Annotated in this window: 23 protein-coding genes; 12 read left to right on the forward strand and 11 right to left on the reverse strand. The window is 64.6% G+C overall.

All coding sequences use genetic code 11. The features are described 5' to 3' along the window. Positions 1 to 20 precede the first annotated feature (20 nt). Entirely contained in the window at positions 21 to 944 is a 924-nt protein-coding gene (locus tag G3N61_RS17255) for an alpha/beta fold hydrolase (RefSeq protein WP_241017785.1), read from the forward strand. 110 nt (positions 945 to 1,054) lie between these two features. Here G3N61_RS17255 and G3N61_RS17260 read toward each other — a convergent pair whose 3' ends face one another. Next, a complete protein-coding gene (locus tag G3N61_RS17260; RefSeq protein ID WP_205823161.1) occupies positions 1,055 to 1,891 on the reverse strand; it encodes an alpha/beta hydrolase in 837 nt (278 codons plus the stop codon). A 208-nt stretch (positions 1,892 to 2,099) separates the two neighbouring features. Here G3N61_RS17260 and G3N61_RS17265 point away from each other — a divergent pair, with 208 nt between their 5' ends. Beyond that, positions 2,100 to 3,083: an AraC family transcriptional regulator gene (locus G3N61_RS17265; RefSeq protein WP_205823162.1), complete on the forward strand. Its 984-nt coding sequence runs from the start codon at positions 2,100 to 2,102 to the stop codon at positions 3,081 to 3,083. A 41-nt stretch (positions 3,084 to 3,124) separates the two neighbouring features. Here G3N61_RS17265 and G3N61_RS17270 read toward each other — a convergent pair whose 3' ends face one another. Then, positions 3,125 to 3,736, reverse strand: coding sequence for a GNAT family N-acetyltransferase (locus G3N61_RS17270; RefSeq protein ID WP_205823163.1), 612 nt, complete (start codon positions 3,734 to 3,736; stop codon positions 3,125 to 3,127). Positions 3,737 to 3,993: 257 nt separating this feature from the next. Between G3N61_RS17270 and G3N61_RS17275 the strand changes: the two genes are divergently transcribed. Continuing rightward, complete coding sequence (locus G3N61_RS17275) at positions 3,994 to 4,941, forward strand: GlxA family transcriptional regulator (protein ID WP_043183852.1); 948 nt, start codon at positions 3,994 to 3,996, stop codon at positions 4,939 to 4,941. 93 nt (positions 4,942 to 5,034) lie between these two features. On the opposite strand, the gene G3N61_RS17280 is transcribed toward G3N61_RS17275, so the two are convergent. The 6 genes from G3N61_RS17280 to G3N61_RS17305 form a co-directional block, all read right to left on the reverse strand. Next, positions 5,035 to 5,517: an SgcJ/EcaC family oxidoreductase gene (locus G3N61_RS17280; RefSeq protein ID WP_205823164.1), complete on the reverse strand. Its 483-nt coding sequence runs from the start codon at positions 5,515 to 5,517 to the stop codon at positions 5,035 to 5,037. 125 nt (positions 5,518 to 5,642) lie between these two features. After that, positions 5,643 to 6,497, reverse strand: coding sequence for a DJ-1/PfpI family protein (locus G3N61_RS17285; RefSeq protein WP_205823165.1), 855 nt, complete (start codon positions 6,495 to 6,497; stop codon positions 5,643 to 5,645). A gap of 153 nt (positions 6,498 to 6,650) precedes the next feature. Then, complete coding sequence (locus tag G3N61_RS17290; RefSeq protein ID WP_205823183.1) at positions 6,651 to 7,397, reverse strand: SDR family oxidoreductase; 747 nt, start codon at positions 7,395 to 7,397, stop codon at positions 6,651 to 6,653. A gap of 217 nt (positions 7,398 to 7,614) precedes the next feature. Beyond that, positions 7,615 to 8,460 carry an MBL fold metallo-hydrolase gene (locus G3N61_RS17295; protein WP_205823166.1) on the reverse strand — a complete coding sequence of 282 codons (846 nt, stop codon included), beginning with the start codon at positions 8,458 to 8,460 and terminating at the stop codon, positions 7,615 to 7,617. An 18-nt stretch (positions 8,461 to 8,478) separates the two neighbouring features. Beyond that, positions 8,479 to 8,805, reverse strand: a complete 327-nt coding sequence (locus tag G3N61_RS17300; RefSeq protein WP_043183847.1) for a hypothetical protein — start codon at positions 8,803 to 8,805, stop codon at positions 8,479 to 8,481. A 7-nt stretch (positions 8,806 to 8,812) separates the two neighbouring features. Beyond that, positions 8,813 to 9,355, reverse strand: coding sequence for a sugar ABC transporter (locus tag G3N61_RS17305; protein WP_205823167.1), 543 nt, complete (start codon positions 9,353 to 9,355; stop codon positions 8,813 to 8,815). Between the two features lie 166 nt (positions 9,356 to 9,521). Between G3N61_RS17305 and G3N61_RS17310 the strand changes: the two genes are divergently transcribed. The 5 genes from G3N61_RS17310 (at position 9,522) to pntB (ending at position 15,617) form a co-directional block, all read left to right on the forward strand. Next, positions 9,522 to 10,427 carry a LysR substrate-binding domain-containing protein gene (locus G3N61_RS17310; RefSeq protein ID WP_205823168.1) on the forward strand — a complete coding sequence of 302 codons (906 nt, stop codon included), beginning with the start codon at positions 9,522 to 9,524 and terminating at the stop codon, positions 10,425 to 10,427. Positions 10,428 to 10,537: 110 nt separating this feature from the next. After that, positions 10,538 to 11,341 (forward strand): lipid II flippase Amj family protein, encoded by an 804-nt coding sequence (locus G3N61_RS17315; protein WP_205823169.1) that lies wholly within the window; start codon positions 10,538 to 10,540, stop codon positions 11,339 to 11,341. A 415-nt stretch (positions 11,342 to 11,756) separates the two neighbouring features. Further along, positions 11,757 to 12,233 (forward strand): GNAT family N-acetyltransferase, encoded by a 477-nt coding sequence (locus tag G3N61_RS17320; protein ID WP_205823170.1) that lies wholly within the window; start codon positions 11,757 to 11,759, stop codon positions 12,231 to 12,233. A 365-nt stretch (positions 12,234 to 12,598) separates the two neighbouring features. Then, positions 12,599 to 14,191, forward strand: a complete 1,593-nt coding sequence (locus G3N61_RS17325; RefSeq protein WP_205823171.1) for a Re/Si-specific NAD(P)(+) transhydrogenase subunit alpha — start codon at positions 12,599 to 12,601, stop codon at positions 14,189 to 14,191. Between the two features lie 13 nt (positions 14,192 to 14,204). Continuing rightward, complete coding sequence (pntB, locus tag G3N61_RS17330; protein WP_089452616.1) at positions 14,205 to 15,617, forward strand: Re/Si-specific NAD(P)(+) transhydrogenase subunit beta; 1,413 nt, start codon at positions 14,205 to 14,207, stop codon at positions 15,615 to 15,617. A gap of 253 nt (positions 15,618 to 15,870) precedes the next feature. On the opposite strand, the gene G3N61_RS17335 is transcribed toward pntB, so the two are convergent. Together G3N61_RS17335 and G3N61_RS17340 are read right to left on the reverse strand one after the other, a co-directional pair. Continuing rightward, on the reverse strand, positions 15,871 to 16,494 hold the full coding sequence (locus tag G3N61_RS17335; RefSeq protein ID WP_043183840.1) for an ABC transporter ATP-binding protein: 624 nt from the start codon (positions 16,492 to 16,494) through the stop codon (positions 15,871 to 15,873). A gap of 11 nt (positions 16,495 to 16,505) precedes the next feature. Then, positions 16,506 to 17,807 (reverse strand): hypothetical protein, encoded by a 1,302-nt coding sequence (locus G3N61_RS17340; RefSeq protein WP_205823172.1) that lies wholly within the window; start codon positions 17,805 to 17,807, stop codon positions 16,506 to 16,508. A gap of 305 nt (positions 17,808 to 18,112) precedes the next feature. On the opposite strand from G3N61_RS17340, the gene G3N61_RS17345 reads away from it, so the two are divergent. The 4 genes from G3N61_RS17345 to G3N61_RS17360 all read left to right on the forward strand — a co-directional run bounded on the left by G3N61_RS17345 (position 18,113) and on the right by G3N61_RS17360 (position 22,491). Continuing rightward, positions 18,113 to 18,550 carry a hypothetical protein gene (locus tag G3N61_RS17345; RefSeq protein WP_043183838.1) on the forward strand — a complete coding sequence of 146 codons (438 nt, stop codon included), beginning with the start codon at positions 18,113 to 18,115 and terminating at the stop codon, positions 18,548 to 18,550. 83 nt (positions 18,551 to 18,633) lie between these two features. Next, positions 18,634 to 19,083, forward strand: a complete 450-nt coding sequence (locus G3N61_RS17350) for a GNAT family N-acetyltransferase (RefSeq protein ID WP_205823173.1) — start codon at positions 18,634 to 18,636, stop codon at positions 19,081 to 19,083. A 137-nt stretch (positions 19,084 to 19,220) separates the two neighbouring features. Further along, positions 19,221 to 20,642, forward strand: coding sequence for an HD domain-containing phosphohydrolase (locus G3N61_RS17355; protein WP_043183836.1), 1,422 nt, complete (start codon positions 19,221 to 19,223; stop codon positions 20,640 to 20,642). A 79-nt stretch (positions 20,643 to 20,721) separates the two neighbouring features. Then, entirely contained in the window at positions 20,722 to 22,491 is a 1,770-nt protein-coding gene (locus G3N61_RS17360; RefSeq protein WP_205823174.1) for a histidine kinase, read from the forward strand. 46 nt (positions 22,492 to 22,537) lie between these two features. Here the strand turns inward: G3N61_RS17360 and G3N61_RS17365 are convergent, their stop codons facing one another. Continuing rightward, positions 22,538 to 23,629 (reverse strand): alpha/beta fold hydrolase, encoded by a 1,092-nt coding sequence (locus G3N61_RS17365; RefSeq protein ID WP_205823184.1) that lies wholly within the window; start codon positions 23,627 to 23,629, stop codon positions 22,538 to 22,540. Between the last annotated feature and the right edge of the window lie 4 nt (positions 23,630 to 23,633).

The raw sequence follows: 23,633 nt of genomic DNA on the forward strand, positions 1-23,633 counted from the left end.
ACGCCCGCGCAGCATCTCCGATGAATCAGAAAATATCTATTCCCGACATGCCGGTCACGATGACTATTGCCAGGCACCTGCTGTGGATCTGCGTTGCGCTCGTGATCTCCGACGCCCGCGCCGAACAGCTCAGAACGGATCTCCACGAAGCCGTGTCGACGATCGACGTGACGGTCAAGGATTTTTATGGCGCGGAACAGACCGGTAAGGTCGCGATCACGCAGTTCTTTCCAGATGGCGATGGACCATTCCCCATCCTGATCCTCAATCACGGACGCAATTCAAACAATCGAGCCGCGCCCGAACGATTCCGCTACACGCAACAAGTCGCCGTGTTCCTGAAACTCGGATTTGCCGTATTCGCGCCGACCCGGATCGGTTACGGTGCGTACGGCATACAGTTCGATCCCGAATATAGCGGCGCGTGTCGCCACAAAGACTACCACCCGATGATCGATGCCGCCCGAGCCGAGGAACTCGCGGTGCTCGACTATGCAAAACGCCAACCGCACGTCACGTCGAATCGCATCGTCATCGTCGGTCAATCTGTCGGCGGTTTTGTGACGACAGCGATGGCCGCCGACAATCCGGCGGGCGTGGTTGCTGCAATCAACTTTGCGGGCGGTGCGGGCGGCGATCCGGTTCAACATCCCGGATCGCCCTGTCAGGACGAGCTGATGGAGGCGATGTATTCGCGATTTGGAAAAACAGCACGCGTCCCGATGCTGTGGATCTATACGGAGAATGACCAGTACTTTGGCCCAACCTATAGCCGTGCGTGGCACGATGCCTTCGTTCACGCTGGCGGCAACGCCGACTATCGGCTGCTTCCGCCGTTCGAGAAAAACGGGCACATGCTGTTTGCGCACGGTGTCGACGTCTGGGAGCCCGTGGTATCCGAGTTTCTCGAGCGTCAGGGATTCCCCGCTCGACGGCAACCATGATGGAGGTGGTGCGCAGGGTTGGGCGCTGAACGTTATCTGCGGCGACGGCTGACGCCTGCCGACCGCAGTGCAGTTGGACCGCCTTCGCCTCTCCGATGCCTGCCGGCCCTTCAGCCCTTGCCGAGATCGCCCGCCTTAGGCGCCAGCGCCCAATCGAGCGCGAAGTCAGCAACATCCTCCCAGCCTTTCTCGCCACAGGTGTAGTGGCTACGCCCGGCAAACAGCTTGTAGGCGGATATGGCCCGCGAGCGCTTCGCGTTCTTCTCGAAGTTCTCGCGCTGTACGGCCGGCGGCAGGATGTTGTCGTTGCCGCCGGCGATAAAGAGGAGCGGCGCCCGATTGTCGTTCGCGAAGTTGTAGCGCGTCGGGGCATTCGGGTTGACGTTCGCGAACCCGCCTTGAAACAGGATGCGCCCCGACACGGGAACCGCGTAGCGGTCATAAACCGGCTTCGACTCCGCGAGGCTCAGGTTGTTCGTGAATGCGTAGTGAAAGTCTTGCTCGGTAATGGGCACCGCACGATGCAGGTTGGCCGGATTGCGCAGGACCGGGAACGTTGCCTTGATCTCGCTGAACGGCAGCGCCCATACGCCCTTCACCGCGGCGCCGTCGATCGATACACCGGCCGAGCCGTAGCCGGCATCGAGCAGAAGCTGGGCGAATGCGCCGCCGAACGAATGCCCCATGATGATCGGCTTCGTGTCGAGCGCCGCGATGGTCCGGGCCAGGTGATCGAAGATCTCGCGCACGCCCAGATTCACCAGCGGCGACGGATCGCGGCGAAGTGCCTCGACGCCGGCCGTGCCCGGCTGGATACCCGGATACCCCGGCGTAATGACGCGCATGCCGCGCTGCTCGTAGCGGCTGACCCAATGTTCCCACGACAACGGCGTCATCCACAGGCCGTGAATCAGTACAACCGTGTCGGTACGCGTTTCCGGATTCATATCCGTGCTCCTGTAGATCGCTCGATGATGAAAATCACGCCTGCGGGACCCCGGTATTTCCGGATCCGTCTACCCCGTGCCGTGCCAGCGTCGAAACGACGCGTACTACGCGGTTGCCGTGCGCCACGTATCTTGAGAATAGTCTTTGACACGGGCGTCGTTCAGCGTGAATGATGTGTCCATCATAAAGACCATCCGAGTACGCGACATGGCCCAAAAGCCGGAATTCTTTGCTCAAACGCCGACGCCGCTGGACGATGACGCAGATCCGTTCTCCTTCAAGCGGGACGCCTTTTCCGACGTGCTGGAGCTGATCCGCATCCGCGGCAACACGGTCTTCACGTGCGCGGCATCGGCACCTTTCGGATTGCGTTTTCCTGCCGGAAAGTATCGTCTGCATATCATCCGGAGCGGCAGCGTGGCGATCGAAGTGGAGGGGATCGAGGCGCGCTACCACGCTTCGCAAGGCGACCTGGTCATGCTGATGCATGGTCACGGCCATGTCATCGCCGACCGGCCGGGCCGCTCCGCCAGTCTCGTGACGGATCTCGCGCCGAAGTACTACGATCGCGAGCGCCTGACGATCGGGAGTGGCGACACCACCTGGCTGTGCGGCGACTTCGGATTCGACGGCGTGCTGTCGCAACGTTTGCTGTCCGTGCTGCCGCCGGTGCTGGTGCTGAAAGGGTTACGGGAGCGGCCGTTCGAGTGGCTGGAGCTGAGCTGCCATTTCATTCTCGACGAGGCGTTGAGTCCGCGCGCGGGCGCCGCCGCGATGATCTCCCGGTTGCTCGATGTCATCTTCGTCCAGTTGCTGCGCACCTGGGCGACGGAGGGCTCGGCAGGGCACGGGTGGTTGTCCGGTGCGATCGACAGCCGGATCAACCCGGCAATGTCCGCCATCCATGCGGATCCCGGGCGTGCCTGGAGCGTCAGCGATCTGGCCGCGTTGTCGAATCTGTCGCGATCGGCTTTTGCGGACCGGTTCCAGCGCGTCGTGGGGCAGGCGCCGCTGAGCTATCTCACGACCTGGCGCCTGGATCGGGCGGCGGAGTTGTTGCGGTACAGCCGCGCGCCGATTTCGGATATCGCCGGGCGCGTCGGGTATACGTCGGAAGCGGCGTTCAGTCGGGCGTTTCGCGGACGGTATGAGATGTCGCCGATGCAATGGCGAAAGGTGAATGCGGAGTAGGGCGGGCCGGGTTCCGATCCTGGCGCGGCTGATGTCGTCGGTTAGACGGTCTGCAATCGGTATTGCGTCAGTCCGTCATGTTCCATGCGCGCTGTGACCGACAACCCATGGCGTTCATAGAACGGGAGATTGCGCGATTCTCCCGTCTCCAGCGCTATTTTCGCCGACGGATCGGTGTCGCCAAGATGTGACAACGTTGCACGGAGCAGCACCGATCCGATGCCTTCGCCTTGCCGAACCGGGGATACGCCGATGAATTCGATCCGGCTGCACGCCGCGTCCGGCGCACTCGCGGCAGGCGTGTCGCGAAGCAAATCGATCCGGCTCAACGATGACGCGCCGCAACCGATCGCGATGTCGCGCCCCAGCGCTGCCAGCATGCGGGGCGATTCACTGCAGGATGCGGGCGCAAAGTAGCTGACCGCAACGAGATCGTCATTGCGCCACGCGCCCAAAGCCGGCAGGCCTGCATCGTAGTGATACTTCAGATAGCGCCCGAGATAGCGGGCGCGGCGCTCGTGGAATCCCGGATTTTCGGCGAACAGGCACCAGCCAAGCGTCGGGTCCCGCTCGAATGCCGAATCGAGCAACGCCAGCGCTGCTTCGAGAAACCGAGGGGGCAGCGAGGCTACCTTCAATTCTTTACCGTGCATGTTCGAGGCGGCCCGGATGGAAAGTTGCGGGGGGAACGTTCGCGTAACTTGCAGCGTAGCGCATGACTCGATTCCTCTGCAGGAACGGTACAGGCATGGCTGAAGAAATTGCGCTGTGTGCGTCGGGTCTGAGCGGCCATACGGACAATCGATCAGCGCGTAAACGTCCTTGTTCCGTCATTTCAGGCCACATGGCGCTATTTGAGGGTTCTCTATAAAATACGACTTTCCGGGCTTTTTTAGTTAACGACTTCGTCATGCATCGAATCGGATTCTTCGTTTGCCGTGGCTACGATGTGCTTGATCTGGGCGGGCCACTGTCGGCCTTCAATCAGGTGGCCACAGCGGCGGGCCACACGCCCTATGATCTCCATGTCATCTCGCAGTCCGGCGGCCCGGTTCCGGGCAATACGGGCCTGTCGGTCGAAACGAAGCCGATCGGACGGCGCACGTTCGACACCGTCGTGTTCGTGGGCGGCGATGTCGATCCGATGCAGACACCCGAGAATATCGCCGCCGCCAGGAAACTGGGCGCGAGGGCCGCGCGGGTGGCAAGCGTGTGTACGGGGGCGTTTCTGCTTGCGGAAACCGGCTTGCTGGACGGCTTGAGAGCCACGACGCACTGGCGATACGCCGCGCAATTGCAGTCGCGCTTCCCGCGCACCAAGGTCGAGGGCGACAGTATCTATATCGAGGAGGGCCGCATCTGGACGTCGGCGGGCATCGCGTCCGGAATCGACCTCGCGCTCGGCATGATCGAACGCGATATGGGCGCGGAGGTTGCGCGCGCGGTTTCCAGGCTTCTGGTTGTTCCGTATCGTCGGCCAGGCGGTCAGTCCCAATTCTCCGCGATGTCGCAGATGGAGCCGGAATCGGATCGTATCCGCATCGCGCTGAACTTTGCGAGGGAACATCTGGCCGAAGCGTTACCTGTCGAACGGCTCGCCGATGCGGCACGATTGAGTCCGCGACAGTTCGGACGCGCATTTCGCCGGGAAACCGGTGAAACACCTGCGAAGGCGGTCGAGCGCTTGCGAGTCGAAGCGGCGCGGCTGCGCCTGCAGGGCGGTAGCGAACCGATCGAACAGATTGCGCTGGCGGTCGGATTCACCGATCCGGAACGGATGCGGCGGGCCTTCATCAAACTGCATGGACACCCGCCGCAAGCGATTCGACGCGAGAGTCGATCGAACGGGGCGCGCTGATCGACTGCTGGCCGATCAGCGCGCTGCCCGGTCAACGTCCGTCGAACGGGCTAGTGGCGCTGTGGGCAGGTCACGATCCGTTTCGCCAGTCGATCAATGGTCATCCGCTTTCAGCGGCCCGTAGTCGTTCCACATGTCGCGATGCAACTTCCAGGCACCGCCTTGCTTCAGAAAGACGAGGGTCTGCTTGCCGCGATATTTGAGCTTTCCGTCGTGGTCATGGATCTCCGCATCCGAAACCTCCGTCACGACCCGATCGTTACCGTAGAACTCGTAATTGCTGAACGATACGGTGGCGGGCTTCGAGCCGGCATACCCGTTGGTGAAGTACGCGGTGATCGCGCTGCTTCCCGTTACCTTGTCGCCACCGGGCGGCAAGAGCGTGCCGTCGCGGGTATAGAGACGGCCGATCGCCTCGTAGTCGCCTCGCGCAAAGGCATCCGCCCATCGCGCATTCTCGGCTTTGATGGCCGCTTCGGGCGGACGTTGCACACCACCGGCAGTCGCCGGCGCGGCAAACGCGAAAAAGGTGACACTGGCTGCGAGCGCAGCGGTACACATACGAATCTGTTGCATCGAGTGATTTCCGATCGTGAATTTATTTAAGAGGACTGCGAAGGTTATCGGTTGGAGACGGCAACGTCGGCGGCGGTGATCATCGAGACCTGAAGCTGGTCGCGCTTACATCGCCTGCAAGCGGCTCAACGAACGCCCGGGACGCGTGCGAGCCCCCTGGATGCGCCGGGCAGTTTCTTGTCGACCATCGCGATGATTTCTGGCCGCGCGTCCCTGGGATGGCCGGAGTGGAACGGCGGCGCGGGATCATATTCGATCGCGAGTTGCGTGAATTCGGCGGCCTGCTGCCCGCGCAGCTTCGCGGCCACGCGCAGTGCGAAGTCGATGCCCGCCGTCACGCCGCCACCGCTCATGAACCGGCCGTTGTCGTCTTCCACGAAGCGATCGGGCACGGGAATGGCGCCATATTCGGCCAGCTTGTTGACGAACGCCCAATGGCAGGCACTGCGCTTGCCCTTGAGAACGCCGGTCGCGGCGAGCACGAGCGATCCGTTGCAAACCGACGTCACGTGTTTGGCGCTTTCTGCCAGACGCCGGATCTGCGCTTGATACGCGGGTCGCATCGGCGCTGACAAATCGGACCCGCCGGGGACCAGAAGCAGGTCGGTCTTGTCGATATCGGCCAGTCGTTCGGTGTTGCCGTACACGACACCGAATTCGAGCGTCACGTTGCCGCCATCGAGGCTCGCGTAGCGAACGTTCGTATTCGGTAGCCGATGGAAAATCTCGCTGGGCCCGGCGAAGTCGAGCAGCGTCCCGCCGTCGTAATTGACGATCAGGATATTGAGCGGGTCATTCGGGGCAAGTGCGCCTGCGCTGCCTGTCTGCGCAAGCGCAGGGGTTGTGTGCCCCAGCAAGGCTCCGCCACCCAGGACGGCGCCGAGGGTCGCGACGCCGCCAAACTTGAGCATATCGCGGCGCGAGCGGCCTGCTTGGGTGAGGGGCTGTCCGGAAGCATGGTTTTCGCTACTGTCGGTCAAGATCGCTTCTCCTTGCATGTCGGCCCCGCTGCGAGCGCAAGCAGGCTGGGCCGGATGGAATCACCGCCGCGACGAAAAGCGTGGCGGGCGTGGGATCGGATGGGGGGATGAGCCGGGATGACGTGCAGGGCGCTGGAAACGGGCTCCGCAGGCTCAAAGCTGCGAGGCGCCGCCATCGACGACCAGCTCGGTGCCGACGACGTACGAGGATTCGTCGCTGGCGAGATAGAGTGCCGCGTAGGCGATGTCGTCGGCCGTGCCCATGCGGCCCACCGGAATGGCTTCGGCGAACGCGGCCTTGCGGTCGCGAACCCATTCGTCGGGCATGCCCCATCTGCCGAGCAGCGGCGTGTCGATCGGGCCTGGCGCAATCGCGTTGAAGCGGATTTTCCGGTCGAGAAACTCGTAGGACCAGCTGCGGGCAAGCGATCGCACGGCAGCCTTCGCTGCCGCGGTCAACGAGATGCCGTGCTTGCCGGTCTGCGCGACGAACGAGGTATTGAGAATGACCGACGCGCCTGCGCGCAAATCCGGCAGCACCGCCTGAAGCGTGGACACCACGCCCTTGACGTTGATGTCCATGATCTCGTCATAGAGTGCGTCGTCGATGTCGTTGACTGCGGACGGGAAAGCCCAGCCCGCATTCGCGAACACCACATCCAGGCCACCGAACTTCTCGTTGACCTCGGCGGCAATCGCGCGCATGTCGGCGATCGAACGGACGTCGCCCTTGAGAACGAGCGCCTGCTCGCCGAGTTCGGCCTTCACGCGGTCGAACACCGCATCGTCACGACCCGTCACCGCTACACGAGCGCCTTCCGCCATGAACAGCTTCGCGGTTGCAAGACCGATGCCGCTGGTGCCGCCCGTGATCAACGCCGCCTTGTTTTTAAGTCTCATCTTCTGCTCCTTTCTACGTCGTGATGGATCGGGCCGAAGGCACATGGCGCGATGGCGTCGGTGTGCCTTGCTCGGCTCGATCTTCCACGCGAAGTATGGAACGCGAAGCGGATGGCGCAAAGGTCGTATAACCCTCAAAAAACGCCACTCAGTTGAGCGGGCGACTCATGCATCGGGACGCCAGGTGGTGGCATCGCACGTCAGTGCACCGGTGGTGTCAGCCTTCGTGTTCGTAAAGCAAGCCATACCCGTCACGCGTCCGCTTGATGCGTGCGAACCCGAGTTCCCCCAGATGCATGCCGGCGATCAACAGCCCCTCCGAACTGACCTGATCGAGAAGCCGTGACCGCGTCGCCACCGCCAGCGACGCATCGTGATCGAACGCAATCGAGACCTCCGGCCGTTGAACCTGGATATGCGGAAAATGAACCACGTCCCCCCACACAAGCAGGCTTTGATCGCGGGATTCGAGCACATATCCGGTGTGTCCATCGGTATGTCCCGGCAGCGGCAGCGCGCTGATGCCGGGGAGCACCTGACCCGAGTCGAACAGACGGAGCGTGTCGTCATAGGCATCGAACACCTGACGCGCTTTGAAGAAGTTACCGCGCGCCCGCTCGCTGGCGCGGCTCAGATTGCCGTCGTCCTGCCAGAACCGGACCTCGCGCCGATGCACCACCAGCTCCGCATTCGGAAACGCGGCCTGCCCTACCTCATTCACCAGTCCCCCGACGTGATCGGGATGCGCGTGGGTCAGCAGGATGGTGTCGATCGCAGTGGGTTCGATACCGGCAAGCACCAGGTTCGTCCGGAGTTGCCCACCCCATTGCTTGAACCCGCCCGCGCCCCCGTCGATGAGGACGGTACGGCCCGCGCCGCGCACGACGTAGCAATTGATATGCACGGCGTCGGGCGCTTTCTGCCCGGCTTCATGCTGCATTCTTGATGCGTCGGCCGAATCGATGTTCGATAGAAAGTCGAGGCTGGCCGTGAGGTAGCCATCGCTGATGGCCGTGATCGTGAAATCCCCGACTTGCTGACCGGGAAAAGTAAGTGTGGACATCGTGTTTCTCCGGATCGGCTAGTTGCGGGCGTGAAGGTTCGTCGCGGTATAACCAAAACACCGGATGCGCGCGGTGAGACCGGTGCGGCGAACGATCGCGTGATCCAGCGCTTCCATGAAGCGGTTCATGACGGCCGGCGTGCGAGACGTCCCGACGCGATACCGGATGTCTGCGAACACGGGATGTCCATGCCCATGCCGAGCTTCCAGAAAAATGACGTGGACGTTCTTGAGCGCCGCCTCAAGCACGTGCGTACAGAGCTCGACGCAGTCGCGCGACAGCTCGGCAAGACTGTCATCAGCCGGCATCCGGTTCGCATCGATCGAGAAAGTGACGTTCGGCATCGCGGGCTTACTCCTGCGCAGCGGAAAGGGCGCGCGCGCTGGTCAGTTGCGGCGTCATCGGCGCGTAAAGGTGAATGCCTTCAGGAAGATTCTCGACAAGCTGAGCGCTGTGCCGTGGCAGGACGGCGAGCCACCGGCGCTCCGGAAACCTCTCCAGCGCAACGGCCTGCATGGCCAGCGGTTCGAGGCCCAACCGGATCAGCGGATCCGGGCCGCCGGCACACAGCGCGAGGTATTCGCCGTCCTTTACCGCCGGCGCAACACCGATATCGCTGTAGAGATTCCGATGCCAGTCGGTGATGTGCTGCTGCCATTTCGCGAAATTGCCGCCGCCTTTCCGGCGATATTCATCGCCGGTCAGCACATCGTGCCCGTCGATCGTGTGGATCGCCAGATAGACCGGGCAACCGCCGCTGATCGCCTTGAACCGCTGCGACGTGTGAAACCCCGTTACCGAGATCAGCGCGGGCAGTTTTTCGAGGCTGTAGAAGTCGTTCCATTCGGCTTCGCTGCCGAGGTCGGCGAAGCTGCATTCCACGGTGTAGATCATCACGTTGTCCTTTGAACAGGATGCACATCCATCTGCGAATCGTCGATTTTCAGTGCGGTAACGTAATGCTAAGCTCGCATTTCTGCCCGATAAAACGAAATAAAGTCAGCCTTCAGTGATATTTACTCAAGCTGACCGCAAGTACACCCTGACCGTCGAGACACCCATGCCCCGCAAGATCCCAAGCAATTCCGCGCTCCAGGCGTTCGAAGCCGCGGCCCGACACGGCAGCTTTGCCCGAGCCGCCGAAGAGCTGGCACGGACGGAGGGCGCCGTCAGCCGTCAGATCGGCCGGCTGGAGGCGTTCCTGGGCGTCACGCTGTTCGAACGGATCGGCAATCGGGTGCGGCTGGCGCCGAACGGCGCGCGATACGCGGGGCAGGTTCGCGAGATTCTGGATCGGCTGGAACGGGACAGCCTGTACCTGATGGGCCAGCCCATCGAAGGCGCGAGCATCGATATCGCCGCCATTCCAACCTTTGCCACCCGCTGGCTGATCCCCCGGCTGAAGCACTTTCAAGACCGGCATCCGAATATCACGGTGCATATCGCCGAGCGGATGGAACCGTTCCTGCTGGCCGGGAGCGGCTTCGACGCCGCCATTCATTTCGAGCATCCGGCATGGGCGGGGATGCATCTGCATCCGCTGCTGGAGGAAGTGCTGGTGCCCGTCTGCAGCCCGGCGCTGCTCGCCGGTGCCGGGGCGAACCCGTCGCTGGACGCACTGCCGCGTCTGCACCGGCGACAGAACCCGGACGCGTGGCAGGCGTATGCGCAGGAGTCCGGCATCGTGCTGACCAATTCGGCGGTCGGCGCGCGTTACGATCTCCATTCGATGCTGATCGAAGCGGCGCTGGCCGGCCTGGGTGTCGCGCTGGTGCCGCGCCTTTACATCGACGCGGAGCTCGAGCAGGGCCGGCTGGTCGCGCCCTGGCCGGCGGGCAAGTCGATTACGAAAAACTTCTGTCTCGTCCTGCCCGAGCCGATCGAACTGGCCGAGGGGCCGTTGCAGGCATTCGCGACATGGATGCTGAATGAGGCCCGGGGATTGGCATCGCACGGTAGCGCCTGACGCGCGTCGCCCAACCGTTACGTCTGCGAAGGCGGCCTCCCCCGGCCGACGCGCCGGGCGCGGGCCGGGCTCGGGTACACTCGTGATCCCGTCACGCACGCGGCACCAGCATGGACAGTCAGCTTTGGATCATCTGCGGGCTTACCTTCGTCATCCATGTGATCGCGACACTCGCGTATGCGGTGCGGATCGCCGGCGTTCGCACGCGTCGCATCGCGTTGTCGTTCTCGTTGTTCGGGATCATCGCGCTGGTGTCCCGGACGGCCAATTCGTTTCAGGGGCCGTTCATCGCGAAACGGGTTGAAATGGACATCGCGCATCGGATGGGGAGCGGGTTGCTGGCCGACTTCCGGTGGTTCCTGCTGTCCGCAACCATAGCGACCATTGTCGGGACATTCCTGATCCCGACGTTCCAGCGTTATTTCAGTCGCGCCGTCGAACACTTCCAGGCGAACCGCTCGATTCCGCGCCTGCTGCTGGACGCGTGCAGTCGCGCAGGGATCAACACGCTTCGCGTCGGCGCACGACTGCCCTCGAGCCAGAACGTCACGCAATTGGCCGCGAACACGGGCGTGTCGTGGCGCGTCATCGCGTTGAACGTTGCCGCGATGGCGATCTGGACGGTCGGCGTGTTCGCGTCGCTGTATGCGGGCTACCTGAAGCCCGATCTGAGAGTGACATGCGCGAACCTGTCGTCCGTCATCAACGGTTTCGCGACCGTCGTGCTGGCGGTCATCATCGACCCGCAGGTGTCCGTCATGACCGACGACGTCATCGAAGGGCGGATCTCGGAAAACAGCTTCCGGCGGGCCATCACGACACTCGCGGGCGCGCGCGTGCTCGGCACGTTGTGCGCGCAGGCGCTGCTCGTTCCGGCCGCGCTCGTCATCGTGCACGTCGCCGAGCTGATCTAGTGCGGCCGGCCTGAACGGCGCGAACAGGCGCGAACAGGCGAGATCGGTTCGAGGTGGCGGAATGGCGCGGTTCCGGTTCGCGTATCGGCTTGCTCGCGGTTTTGCGCGATGCGCATCGACATGTCGACATGGATGCCGGACGCGGGTGCGCGCCGCATGCGTGCTCATGTCGACGCTGCGCGCGAGTGGGCGTTGAGGGGTTTAACCGGAATACGCCACATCCTCGTTTAAACTCGGTTGCGCGGAAGATCCCCGGTGACGCAGCGTGCGTCGTCGGGGCGCGACACATCGCATCGTGCCGGCGAGCGGGGGATGCGCGATGAAACCGATTCCTGCCGCCAGGTCTCGCTGTCGTGGCCTCAAAAAATCAGCAGTCTTGTACAACTCGAACTACGTGCCTCAGGGAGCCAATCGAATGAATTCCCCGGTGATTCGGGCCGCCGTCGCAAAAGACGTTGGAGACATCTACGCGGTACACCGCGACTCGGTCGTCAAGCTTTGCGCCGGCCATTACACGCAGCAACAGATCGAGGGCTGGCTGGACGGGCGGGATCCTTCGATGTACCTGGCCGCCGTCGCCGATGGCGCGATCTGGGTCGCCGACGACGGCGGAATATGCGGCTTCGTCGAGACGGCGGGCGAGGAGGTCACCAAGCTGTTCGTCCGCGGCCATTCGGCGGGGGGCGGCGTTGGCGCCATGTTGCTCGCGCATGCGGTCTCCAAGATCGCGAACGGCGGCCATGCGCGTGCGTATCTCGAAGCCACCACGAACGCCCGGCCGTTCTATGAACGACACGGGTTCGAGGTCGTCGGGCAGGGGCGTTTTTCGCACGGGCGCAGCCAGGTCGAGCTCGAGATCGTGAAGATGGAGCGACGGTTGGCGCCGCTCTAGGCGGCGCGCGGGACGGCCCCGAAGAATGAACGGAAGGTGGCCGGCCCGTCGTGTCCAGACAGGGGATTCATGGATTGAATGCGCGTCGATTCAAAATATAAATTTCGGAAAGACTCTGGCACGGGATATGCTTCGCAGTTCTTATCCGATCGGAACAGCGGCCGGATATTCGTCAGGAAAATCAGACAACAGCATGAACCGGGTTGATCTGACAAGACGATCAATTAGAGGATGGATCGTTTGTGAAATCCGCGCGGCAGTGCCAAGCTGCGCGCGAAGCAAAGTCGTACACGGATGGATTGAGTTGGGTGACGTGAAACGCAGGCCGTAATTCCTTGCGACGGCCACTACTGACAGTTCAGGATATGACATTACTGATTGGGGTCCCTCTGGAGACGGCCCACGAGGAGCGGCGCGTAGCGACCGTTCCCGACGTGGTCGAAAAGCTGATCAAGCTCGGGTTCTCGGTGGCCGTGCAAAGCGGTGCCGGCACCGGCGCGAACTTCAGCGACGACGACTACCGTACGGCCGGGGCCGAAGTCGTGGCGACGGCTGCCGATCTATGGGGACGCAGCGATATCGTTTTCAAGGTGCGTCCGCCGAGCAGCGAAGAAGTTTCGCTGATGCGTGAGGGTGGCACGCTGATCGGCTTCGTCTGGCCGGCCCAGAACCCTGAACTGATGCAGCAGCTGGCCGCGAAGCGGGCCACGGTGCTGGCGATCGATTCGCTGCCGCGCACGCTGTCGCGCGCGCAGAAGATGGATGCGCTCACGTCGATGGCCGGCGTGAGCGGCTACCGTGCCGTCATCGAGGCGGCTCACGCATTCGGCCGTTACTTCAACGGGCAGATCACGGCCGCGGGCAAGGTGCCGCCGGCCAAGGTGTTCATCGCCGGCGCGGGCGTCGCCGGTCTCGCGGCGATCGGCACGGCCGCAGGCCTCGGCGCGATCGTGCGCGCCAACGACACGCGCGCGGAAGTCGCCGACCAGGTCAAGTCGCTGGGCGGCGAATTCGTCAAGGTCGACTACGAGGAAGAGGGCTCGGGCGGCGGCGGCTATGCGAAGGTGATGAGCGAAGGCTTCCAGCAGGCGCAGCGCGCGATGTACGCGCAGCAGGCCAAGGAGGCGGACATCATCATCACCACCGCGCTGATTCCCGGCAAACCGGCACCGAAGCTGATCACGGCCGAGATGGTGCAATCGATGAAGCCGGGCAGCGTGATCGTCGACATGGCCGGCGAGCAAGGCGGCAACTGCGAGCTGACGGTGCCGGGCGAGGCGGTGGTGCGTCACGGCGTGACCATCGTCGGCTATACGGATCTCGCGTCGCGCCTGGCACGCCAGTCGTCGACGCTGTATGCGACCAACCTGCTGCGCGTGGCCGAGGAGCTGTGCAAGAACAAGGACGGCACGATCAACGTCGACTTCAATGACGACGCGATCCGCGGCCTCACGGTCATCAAGGAAGGCAACGTGACCTGGCCGCCGCCGCCGATCCAGCAGCCGGCCGCCGCACCGAAACCCGCCGCGCCGCCGGTCGCGGCAGCCGCATCCAAGGGCCACGGTCACGGCAGCGGCGCGCCGATGTCGGCCAAGTCGCTCGCCATCACGTTCGCCGTCGGCGCACTGGCGTTCCTGCTGGTCGGCCAGTTCGCGCCGGCCACGTTCCTGTCGCACTTCACGGTGTTCGTGCTCGCCTGCTTCGTCGGCTACATGGTGATCTGGAACGTCACGCCGTCGCTGCATACGCCGTTGATGAGCGTCACCAATGCGATCTCGTCGATCATCGCGATCGGCGCGCTGGTGCAGGTCGCGCCGCCGTTGGGCGAGGCGGCGGCAGACGGCCGCCCGTCGGGGCTGATCCTGGGCCTGGCGGTGGGCGCGCTGACGCTCACGGCCGTCAACATGTTCGGCGGCTTTGCCGTGACGCGCCGCATGCTGGCGATGTTCCGCAAGTAAGGAGACGACAATAATGACTTCCAATCTGACTACCGTCTCCTATATCGGCGCGGCCATCCTGTTCATTCTCAGCCTCGGCGGGCTGGCCAATCCCGAGACCGCGCGCCGCGGCAACCTGCTCGGCATGATCGGCATGCTGATCGCCGTGCTCGCGACCGTACTCGGCCCGCGCGTTTCCGCCGAGGGCATTCCGTATATCGTGGCGGCACTGGTCGTCGGCGGCGCGGTCGGCCTGTTCGCCGCGAAGAAGGTGCAGATGACGCAGATGCCCGAGCTGGTTGCGCTGATGCACAGCCTGGTCGGTCTGGCGGCGTGCCTGGTGGGCTTCGCGAGCTACATCGATACGTCGGTGCAGTTCACGGGTGCCGAGCACGCGATCCACGAAGTGGAAATCTACGTCGGCATCCTGATCGGTGCGGTGACCTTCGCGGGCTCGGTGATTGCGTTCGGCAAGCTCTCCGGCAAGATCGGCGGCAAGCCGCTGCTGCTGCCGGCACGTCACTGGCTCAACCTGGCCGCACTGGTGGTGGTGATCGTGTTCGGCCGCGCGTTCCTGCATGCGGAGACGGTCCAGGACGGCCTGACGCCGCTCATCGTGATGACGGTGGTGTCGCTGCTGTTCGGCGTGCACATGGTGATGGCGATCGGCGGCGCGGACATGCCCGTCGTGGTGTCGATGCTCAACAGCTACTCGGGCTGGGCGGCGGCGGCCACCGGCTTCATGCTCGGCAACGACCTGCTGATCGTGATCGGCGCGCTGGTGGGCTCGTCGGGTGCGATCCTGTCGTACATCATGTGCCGCGCGATGAACCGCAACTTCATCAGCGTGATTGCCGGCGGCTTCGGTACCGGCAGCGGTGCGCCCGCGGCGTCGGGCGGCAGCGCGCAGCCGGCCGGCGAAGTGGTGGCGGTGAGCGCGCTGGAAACGGCCGAGCTGCTGCGCGATGCCAAGAGCGTGATCATCGTGCCTGGGTACGGGATGGCCGTGGCGCAAGCCCAACACACCGTGCATGAACTCACGAAGGTGCTGCGCGAGAAGGGCGTCGACGTGCGTTTCGCGATCCATCCGGTGGCCGGCCGCATGCCGGGGCACATGAACGTGCTGCTCGCCGAGGCGAAGGTGCCTTACGACATCGTGATGGAGATGGACGAGATCAACGGCGACTTCCCGGAAGCCGACGTGTCGATGGTGATCGGCGCGAACGACATCGTGAACCCGGCGGCGCAGGAAGATCCGGGCAGCCCGATCGCCGGCATGCCGGTGCTCGAGGTGTGGAAGGCGAAGACCTCGATCGTGATGAAGCGCAGCATGGCGTCCGGCTATGCGGGCGTCGACAATCCGCTGTTCTACAAGGACAACAACCGGATGCTGTTCGGCGACGCGAAGAAGATGCTGGACGAGGTCTTCGGGGCGTTGAAGGCCTGACGGGGCGCGTGTTCGGGCACGTGCGCGGGTCGAACGATAAGCGGCTGGGGTGTCGGACAGTCGGTTGATCGGGGCCCGGCACGCCGGACATGTGCGTCGTAAAATTCACGGAAGTGCGGGGCGGGATGGTCCGTTTCGCACTTCCTTTCTTCCTTCCGGAAAATGACGGCGATCGATTGTCGGTGCGCCGATCACCCTTCGACAAGCCGTCACACCCGATCCTTTCCCGTGACTGCGCCGGCGACGATACCGGCTATCCAGCGAATCCAAGCTCCGCGAAACTGGTGATCCTGGCGTCGCAGGCGCGCGCCAGCGCCGGATCGTGACTCGAAAAAAAGACGGCCCGGTCCTTGGCCAACGTCTTGAACAGATCGATCAGCACCGCACGCGACGCCGCATCGAGCCCGTTGCCCGGTTCGTCTGCGATCACGACGGTGGGCGCGCCGAGCGTCGTCGCCGTCAGGAACAGTTTCTTGCGCGTGCCGAGCGACATCTGCTCGAAACGCTTCTCCATATGCGGGGCCAGCCCGAATCGATCCGCCAGTTCGAGCGTGCGGGTGTCGACAGCCGTCTTCTTGGCAGCCGCCACGAGATCGAGAAACTCGCGACCGGTCTGGAACGGATACGCGAGGCAATCGTCGGGCACGTACGCCAGCGCGGATTTCGCATCGAGCGGCGCGGTGCGCAGCGAATGGCCGCCGAGCCACACCTCGCCTTCGTCCGCGTCGATCGTGCCGGCGAGAATGGCGAGCAACGTCGATTTGCCACTGCCGTTTTCGTCGCACAGCGCGACACATCCGGCACCGGATGCGTAGTGGAGTCCCTGGAAGATGACGCGCTTGTCGTAGCGCTTGCCGAGATTGTCGAAGCGGAGCATGAATCGGTCGATCAAATGAAAATTGGCCAGGTGAGCGTGACCCAGATCACGGTCAGCAGGACGTCCAGCAACACGGATTGTCGGGACGCGTAGCGTTGCGGCAGATAGTGTAATGCGACGAGCGGTGCGCCCGAGCAGACGAGCGCTGCCGCCATCTGCGACGACAGCACGCCGTGCAACACCAGCAGCAGCGGTGCGATCGCGGCGAACGGCAGCGCCAGCGCGGCAACGGTCAGCCAGTCGGCGCGGCGCTTCGCGAAGGCCGACAGCGGCAGCGACCGCATGAAGTGAGATGCACGCTGGTGAGCCGCCTGCAAATCGCGATAGGTCGTCGCCGCAATCAGTGCGATGACGGTCTGCGCCATCAGCGTCAGCGGCACGGCGCGCTTGTCGAAATCCCAGAGTGCGAGCAGGAACCCTGTCGCGGCGGCGACCGCACCCATCATCAGGCAGTGTCCGACGGTGCTCGCGGCACGGTCCCGCAGGATGCCGATTTGCAGCGTGGCGATGGGCGAAAGCCCATTCCGCACACGGGCGCGGATGGCATGCGTGACGCGACGCGCGCATGCGCCCGGCGTTCTCGACCGAGCGGACGATGCGGTGGCGGTATGCGCAATCGTGAACGCCGCGAGCAACAATGCCACGATCAGCAACACCGGACGCAACGCGCCCTCGGCGTGAAAGCCGCCGACGAGGAAGGCATTGGCAACGATCAACGCGATTGCGTCGCGCATATTGCGCGACAGCGCGGTCAGTTGCCATCCCAGCGTAATCAGGAACAGGTCGAACACGAACAGGTAGTTGACCGCCTTCTGCGGCACGAAGGCGAGCGCGATGGCAGCCGCCAATACGGGCAGCAACAGCGGCGTGCTCGCGATGATCACGACGAGGGTGTCGACGAGACGACGGCGGCTGTCGGGGACGGGCAAAGATGCAAGGAAGGTGACGAACGGCCCGCCGGTGATCGCGGTGCGCTGCGCCAAAACCCACACGATGCCGACGGCTTCGAGCAGGTGCACCCACGCGAACCGCCATTCGATGCCATGCGACGGGGCCAGCGCTTCGAGTACGGGGGCGCCCAGGATGCGTGTCTGCGAAAACACCGGCATCGCCGGCAGCAACAGCAGAATCAACAGGAACAGTGCCTGCCAATGCCTGCGCAGCAGGCTGGACGTCGCAAGCGCGTACCACCTCAGTCGGCAAGACAACATCGCTTCCAGCTCCCTTTCACTGCGCAATCGAACCTGGCATCGTGCCACGGCAGTCGCCGCGCCACAACCACATCCGTCTTCGCTGAGCGTGGCGACACGCATGAGATCGCCGCGTCATATGAAAAACCGTCGCCACGTATGGCCGCGCCGGTTGCGCAAACGGGTGGGGCACGGCGGCTCAAGGCATCCGTCAGCGTAGCACCCTGATACGAGTCTTGTTGGATTCACGAGCAGACGCCGCAGCGATGCGCCGAAAGTCGAGGCACGCGCGTCATACGGCTCGGGTATGCTGGATGAATGCCGGCCGGATGAACACGCAGGACGGCAAAACTGCACACAATCGCCGCGATCGTATCGCAACCACCGGCCGCACCGGGCCGCTTTCAACTCCGGAACAGGGACTCGACATGGCAGAACTGGACAACGCGCTGTACGAACGGATCGGCGCGCTGAGCGACGCGGGCGATGAATTGATGGAAGACGGCGACTACGCAGGCGCGCTGGCGAAATTCTGGGCGGGTTTCGACCTGCTTCCCGAACCCAAGACCAATTGGGAAGCCGGAACCTGGTTGATGGCCGCGATCGGCGACGCGAATTTCTATCTGGAGGACTACGCGGCCGGACGCGACACGCTCGGCGAGGCGATGCATTTCCCCAACGCGATCGGCAACCCGTTCCTGCACCTGCGGCTCGGCCAATGCCAGTTCGAACTGGGCAATCTCGACCGCGCGGCGGACGAGCTGATGCGCGCGTACATGGGCGGCGGGCCGGAGCTGTTCGAGGACGAGGACGACAAGTACCTGCGATTCCTGGCGACGCGGGCGGAAGGCATCGAGACGCCCTGACGCACGCGTGCCGGCATCGCGAGCAGGCTTCGACGCCCGCGCCGCGATGCCGGGCGTTTCCTTCGCACGAGCGCGACCCGCCGATGAACCTGACCTTTCCTCTCGCCACCCGATCCGACGCCGAAACGCTGGTCGCGATCCGCATCGCCGCGATGCGCGACAGCCTCGAGCGTGTCGGCCGCTTCGATCCCCAGCGTGCGCGCGAACGCTTTCTCGCGTCGTTCGACCCGGCGCTATGCCGCTTCATCGAAGCCGATGGTGTGAACGCGGGCTTTTTCGTGGTTCGGCCGCAGGAAGACCACTGGCAGCTCGACCATCTGTACATTGCGCCCGAGCATCAGGGGAAGGGCATCGGCGCGGCCGTGCTGCGCAGGATCTTTACCGAGGCGGATGAGAAGCGCGTGCCCGTCCGCGTCGGCGCGCTGCGCGGCAGCGCGTCGAACCGCTTCTATGCGCGGCACGGCTTCGTGCAGGCCGACGAAGCGGAGTGGGACATCTACTACGTGCGCGAACCGGGTTCGGCAACCGTGTAGATCGTATGCGGCCACGCACTGCGGCGACGCATCCGCGGTGCGATCCGGGCGAGCGCATCAGCGTTTTCCCGGATACGGAATGCGCGGCGCGTGCCGTTGATGCAGAGAGACTATAAATACATGCTCCGAGGCTCATCATGACGACATCTGCAACAAACGGACCGAATGCGGTATCGCCTGAAACGACCGGGGCGGCAGCGACATCCGACGATGCGGGTGGCGTACCGTCGATCCTGCTGGTCGACGACGAGCCGAGCGTGCTGTCGGCGCTCAAGCGCGTGTTCCGGCCCGCGGGCTACGCGATCCTGACTGCGGAAAGCGGCGAGGCCGCCCTCGAGATACTGGCGTCGACCGAAGTCGACCTGATCGTGTCCGACATGCGGATGCCGGGCATGAGCGGCGCGGAGTTCCTGGCCCGTGCACGGGCGCGCTACCCGGATACGATGCGCATCCTGCTGACCGGCTATGCGGAGATCGCGTCGGTCGTGCAGGCCGTCAACGAAGGCGGCGTATATCGCTACCTGAACAAGCCGTGGGACGATCACGACCTGCTGCTGACCATCGAACACGCGCTGGAACAGCGGCATTTGCGGCGCGAAGCGGCCCGGCTGGCCGCGCTGACGGAAGAACAGAACGAAGCGCTGCGCCGGTTCAACACGGAACTCGAAACGCAGGTTCGCGCGCGCACGGAGGAGCTCGGCCAGACCGTGATGTTCCTCGAAGCCGCGCAACGCGACCTGAAAAGCAGTTTCACCGCGATGGTCCAGGTCTGCGCGAGCATGATCGAGATGCGCTGCGGGTCGGCCAGCGGTCACGCGATGCGGGTCGGCGAGATTGCGCGGCGGCTCGCGCTGGCATCCGGGATGAGTGAGCTGCATGCGCAGGACGTCTATTTCGCGGGGCTGCTGCACGGTATCGGCAAGCTGTCGCTGCCGGACGAATTGCTGCGCAAGCCGCTCGCGAAAATGACGGCCGAAGAGCACGGCCTGTTCCAGCAGCATCCGCTGCGCGCGCAGATGGTGCTGACGCCGGTCGCGCAACTGCACAAGGTCGCATCGATCGTGCTGCACCAGTACGAACGCTTCAACGGACGCGGCACGCCGGACGGCCTGGCGGGCGACTCGATCCCGCTCGGCTCGCGGATCGTGGCGATCGTGCGCGATTTCGAAGGGCTGCGCAACGGCGACATCGGTGCGCCGCATTCGGTCGAGCAGGCGATCGACGCGTTGCGCTCGCAGGCCGGCGTGCGTTACGACCCGCGGATCGTCGACCGCCTGATCGAACTGCTGCAGGACCCGGCGAGTCTCGGCATCGCGGCGTCCGTCGCGGAGATCAAGTCCGCGCAGCTGCGCGAAGGGATGCAGCTCGCCGACGATCTGCGCACGCATCGCGGCGTGCTGCTGATGACCAAGGGCAGCGTGATGTCGGCGCACCAGATCGAGCTCGTGCGCCGCTTCGAGACGCGCGAGGGGACGTCGTTCGACATCCTCGTGCTGGCCGGCCAGGCCGCGGCGAAGCCGGTGCCGAACGCGCCGAACGCGGGCGCGGCCCCTGCCTGAGCCCGGACGCGCGGCCTGATGGCCGCGGTGCGCGATCGCGCGCCGCGGCAACGCACTCACCTCGATTCGGGCGCTCATCATGTACGGCACCTACGATCTCCCGCTCGTCCTGCTGTCGCTTGCGATCGCGACGCTGGCCTCCTATACGACACTCGACCTGGCCGCCTTCATTTCGCTGCTCGACAACCCGAAGCTCAAGCGCGCGTGGCTGGGCGGCGGCGCGATGGCGATGGGTACCGGCATCTGGTCGATGCATTTCGTCGGCATGCTCGCGTTCTCGCTGCCGATTCCGCTCGGCTACGCATTGTCGGATACAGGTGCGTCGCTGGCGATTGCCGTGCTCGTGTCGTACTTCGCGCTGACGGTCGTCACGCGCGCGCGGCTGGGCTGGTGGCGGCTGCTCGCGGGCGGCGCGCTGATGGGCGGCGGGATCGCCGGCATGCATTACACGGGGATGGCCGCGCTGCGCATGCAGCCCGGCATTCGCTACGATGCGGCGTTGTTCGCCGCGTCGATCGGCATCGCGGTGATCGCGTCGACGGCCGCGTTGTGGATCGCACAGGCGCTGCGCGTGCAGCAGGCGCGCCATGCGACTGCCCAGCGGGTCGGCGCGGCCTTCGTAATGGGCATCGCCATTACCGGCATGCACTACACGGCGATGGCGGCCGCCCATTTCGCGCCGGACGCGCGATGCGGAGCCGCGAACGGGGTCGACACGCCGTGGCTCGCGACGACCGTCGCGTTGTTTACGACGGGGACACTGGTCGTCACTTTGCTGCTGAGTCGATTCGATGCGCGCACAACCTTCCTGCGCGGGATGACCGATACGCTCGAGCGGCTCGTGCGCTTGCGCACCGCCGAACTGGAACGCGCGCTGCACCGCTACGAACAGACGACGGCGATGCTGCAGCGTACGCGCGAGAACATGGCGACCGAGATCGACGAACGCAAGGCCGCGCAGGCGCGGCTCGAACAGGAGAAGGACGAGCAGCGGCGCCTGTTGCAGGTACTCGAGGAAACCCACGTGCAGTTGCTGCAGTCGGAAAAGCTCGCGTCGATCGGCCAGCTCGCGGCCGGCGTCGCGCACGAGATCAACAATCCGATCGGCTTCGTCAGCGCGAACCTCAATACGTTGAAGAGCTGGGTACGCAGTCTGCTCGACGTGATCGCCGCGCATGAGGCCGCGCTGCCGCAGCTCGACCCGGCCACGCGCGACGCACTGACGGCGATGGGTCGCGCGGCGGATCTGGACTACGTGCGCGACGAGATCGCGACGCTGATCGACGAATCGATCGACGGCGCGCTGCGCGTGCGGCGCATCGTGCAGGACCTGCGCGATTTCTCGCGTCCGGCCAGCGGCGAATGGAGCGTGGTCGATCTTCGCGCGGGCCTGGAAAGCACGCTCAACGTCGTCCACAACGAACTCAAGTACAAGGCCGAGATCGTGCGCGATTACGGTGACGTGCCGCAGGTCGAATGCCTGCCGTCGCAGTTGAACCAGGTCTTCATGAACCTGCTGGTGAACGCGGCGCACGCGATTCCCGAGCGCGGCGTGATCACGATCCGCACGTCGAGCGACGGCGAGCAGGTGTCGATTGCGATCAGCGATACCGGAACGGGCATGACGCCCGATGTCGTCCGGCGGATCTTCGATCCGTTCTTCACGACGAAGCCGGTCGGGCAGGGCACGGGGCTGGGCTTGTCGGTGTCGCACGGGATCGTCGAGCGCCATCGCGGCACCATCGACGTGACGAGCGAGCCCGGGCACGGCACGACGTTCTGCGTCCGCATACCGATCCGGCGGGCCGGCGATCGCGCGAACGCGGCAGCGCTGGCGCAACGGGCGTGATCGCATGACGGTGTCGTGCGCCACGGGCCGGCGCGGTTGTCGCACGTCACCGCAGTCGCTTGCGGCGCTGGCGACGAAAGAAATGCCAGAACATCGCGGCGGCGTCCGGCCCGGTGGCGGAATGAAACGGCTCGCGCGGGTCGCCACCGCTCCATGCATGCGGCAGCCGGCGGACGATGCAGACCCTGACGACGAGACGTCCGGCCTTGAGATAGTCGACATAGTCGGCATCGTCGCGCGCATGGACGCGTTGCTCGCCAACGCGCATCGCGCCGTGTTCATCGACGAGCCGGTTGAGCCGGGCGAACGCGATGCCGAGCTGCGTTGCGTTCCGGTCGGTCACGACCGTATCGAGTGCGCCGTGCATGACAAGGGCCGGCATGCCGGGATAGGAGGCGACGTCGGCACAGGCCTCGACTGCGCGTATCGGGTCGTCGCGCAGGCCTCGACGCATCAGGTTCATGGCCGCCAGTGTCGACGACGGCGGGGCGATGGCGGGGCCGGAGTGCAGTCCGACTGCGGCGAAGCGATCGGGATACCGTATTGCCAGTGCCGCGGCGAGCCCGGCACCGGCGGACATGCCGGCCAGGTAGATCCGGTCGCGGTCGAATCCGTGCTGTCGCACGACAGCGTCGACCAGCGACGCAACGGCCGCGGCTTCGGACTGCGTCGCGTCGCCATGCCAGTGCCAGCAGCGGTGCGCATGGGCCGTCCTGGCTTGCTCGGGAAACAGCACGGCGAATCCCGACCGCTCGGCGAGACGGCACATGCGCGTGCCCGAGGCAAACGATTCGGCGCTCTGCTTGCAGCCGTGCAGCATGACGACGGCCGGCATGCCGGCTGTCGTCGCGGGCGCGGCGGGCAGATACAGCGCGTATGCAAGGTGGTTCACGTAGCGGCCGGCACTCGGGCCGGCGGAATGAAACGACCGGAGCCACGTGCCGGGCGCCTTGTCCGTCCGTGCGTGGGCGGGATGCACGGTGCCCGGGCGTTTTGCGGTACGGGCGACGACGGCGGGCTTGACCGCCCGTTTGGCGGCCGGTCGTGGCTTGTTCGTGCGCTTCGCCGGGCGCGTGCCGGTTGCGACGGAGAGCAGGTGGAGAGGCCGCAACCAGAGGCTGGTTTTTTTCCTGGACATGTGC

Origin of the sequence: Burkholderia sp. Ac-20349 (assembly GCF_017104865.1) — a bacterium.
Taxonomy (GTDB): domain Bacteria; phylum Pseudomonadota; class Gammaproteobacteria; order Burkholderiales; family Burkholderiaceae; genus Burkholderia; species Burkholderia aenigmatica.

Coding starts and splice junctions, on each gene's coding strand:
- G3N61_RS17350 (WP_205823173.1), top strand. CDS start 18,634: ATGAACCTGACCTTTCCTCTCGCCACCCGATCCGACGCCGAAACGCTG.
- G3N61_RS17295 (WP_205823166.1), bottom strand. CDS start 8,460: ATGTCCACACTTACTTTTCCCGGTCAGCAAGTCGGGGATTTCACGATC.
- G3N61_RS17255 (WP_241017785.1), top strand. CDS start 21: ATGAATCAGAAAATATCTATTCCCGACATGCCGGTCACGATGACTATT.
- G3N61_RS17270 (WP_205823163.1), bottom strand. CDS start 3,736: ATGCACGGTAAAGAATTGAAGGTAGCCTCGCTGCCCCCTCGGTTTCTC.
- G3N61_RS17360 (WP_205823174.1), top strand. CDS start 20,722: ATGTACGGCACCTACGATCTCCCGCTCGTCCTGCTGTCGCTTGCGATC.
- G3N61_RS17290 (WP_205823183.1), bottom strand. CDS start 7,397: ATGAGACTTAAAAACAAGGCGGCGTTGATCACGGGCGGCACCAGCGGC.
- G3N61_RS17325 (WP_205823171.1), top strand. CDS start 12,599: ATGACATTACTGATTGGGGTCCCTCTGGAGACGGCCCACGAGGAGCGG.
- G3N61_RS17305 (WP_205823167.1), bottom strand. CDS start 9,355: ATGATCTACACCGTGGAATGCAGCTTCGCCGACCTCGGCAGCGAAGCC.
- G3N61_RS17345 (WP_043183838.1), top strand. CDS start 18,113: ATGGCAGAACTGGACAACGCGCTGTACGAACGGATCGGCGCGCTGAGC.
- G3N61_RS17320 (WP_205823170.1), top strand. CDS start 11,757: ATGAATTCCCCGGTGATTCGGGCCGCCGTCGCAAAAGACGTTGGAGAC.
- G3N61_RS17340 (WP_205823172.1), bottom strand. CDS start 17,807: ATGCGTGTCGCCACGCTCAGCGAAGACGGATGTGGTTGTGGCGCGGCG.
- G3N61_RS17315 (WP_205823169.1), top strand. CDS start 10,538: ATGGACAGTCAGCTTTGGATCATCTGCGGGCTTACCTTCGTCATCCAT.
- G3N61_RS17365 (WP_205823184.1), bottom strand. CDS start 23,629: ATGTCCAGGAAAAAAACCAGCCTCTGGTTGCGGCCTCTCCACCTGCTC.
- G3N61_RS17310 (WP_205823168.1), top strand. CDS start 9,522: ATGCCCCGCAAGATCCCAAGCAATTCCGCGCTCCAGGCGTTCGAAGCC.
- G3N61_RS17280 (WP_205823164.1), bottom strand. CDS start 5,517: ATGCAACAGATTCGTATGTGTACCGCTGCGCTCGCAGCCAGTGTCACC.
- pntB (WP_089452616.1), top strand. CDS start 14,205: ATGACTTCCAATCTGACTACCGTCTCCTATATCGGCGCGGCCATCCTG.
- G3N61_RS17275 (WP_043183852.1), top strand. CDS start 3,994: ATGCATCGAATCGGATTCTTCGTTTGCCGTGGCTACGATGTGCTTGAT.
- G3N61_RS17300 (WP_043183847.1), bottom strand. CDS start 8,805: ATGCCGAACGTCACTTTCTCGATCGATGCGAACCGGATGCCGGCTGAT.
- G3N61_RS17355 (WP_043183836.1), top strand. CDS start 19,221: ATGACGACATCTGCAACAAACGGACCGAATGCGGTATCGCCTGAAACG.
- G3N61_RS17260 (WP_205823161.1), bottom strand. CDS start 1,891: ATGAATCCGGAAACGCGTACCGACACGGTTGTACTGATTCACGGCCTG.
- G3N61_RS17265 (WP_205823162.1), top strand. CDS start 2,100: ATGGCCCAAAAGCCGGAATTCTTTGCTCAAACGCCGACGCCGCTGGAC.
- G3N61_RS17335 (WP_043183840.1), bottom strand. CDS start 16,494: ATGCTCCGCTTCGACAATCTCGGCAAGCGCTACGACAAGCGCGTCATC.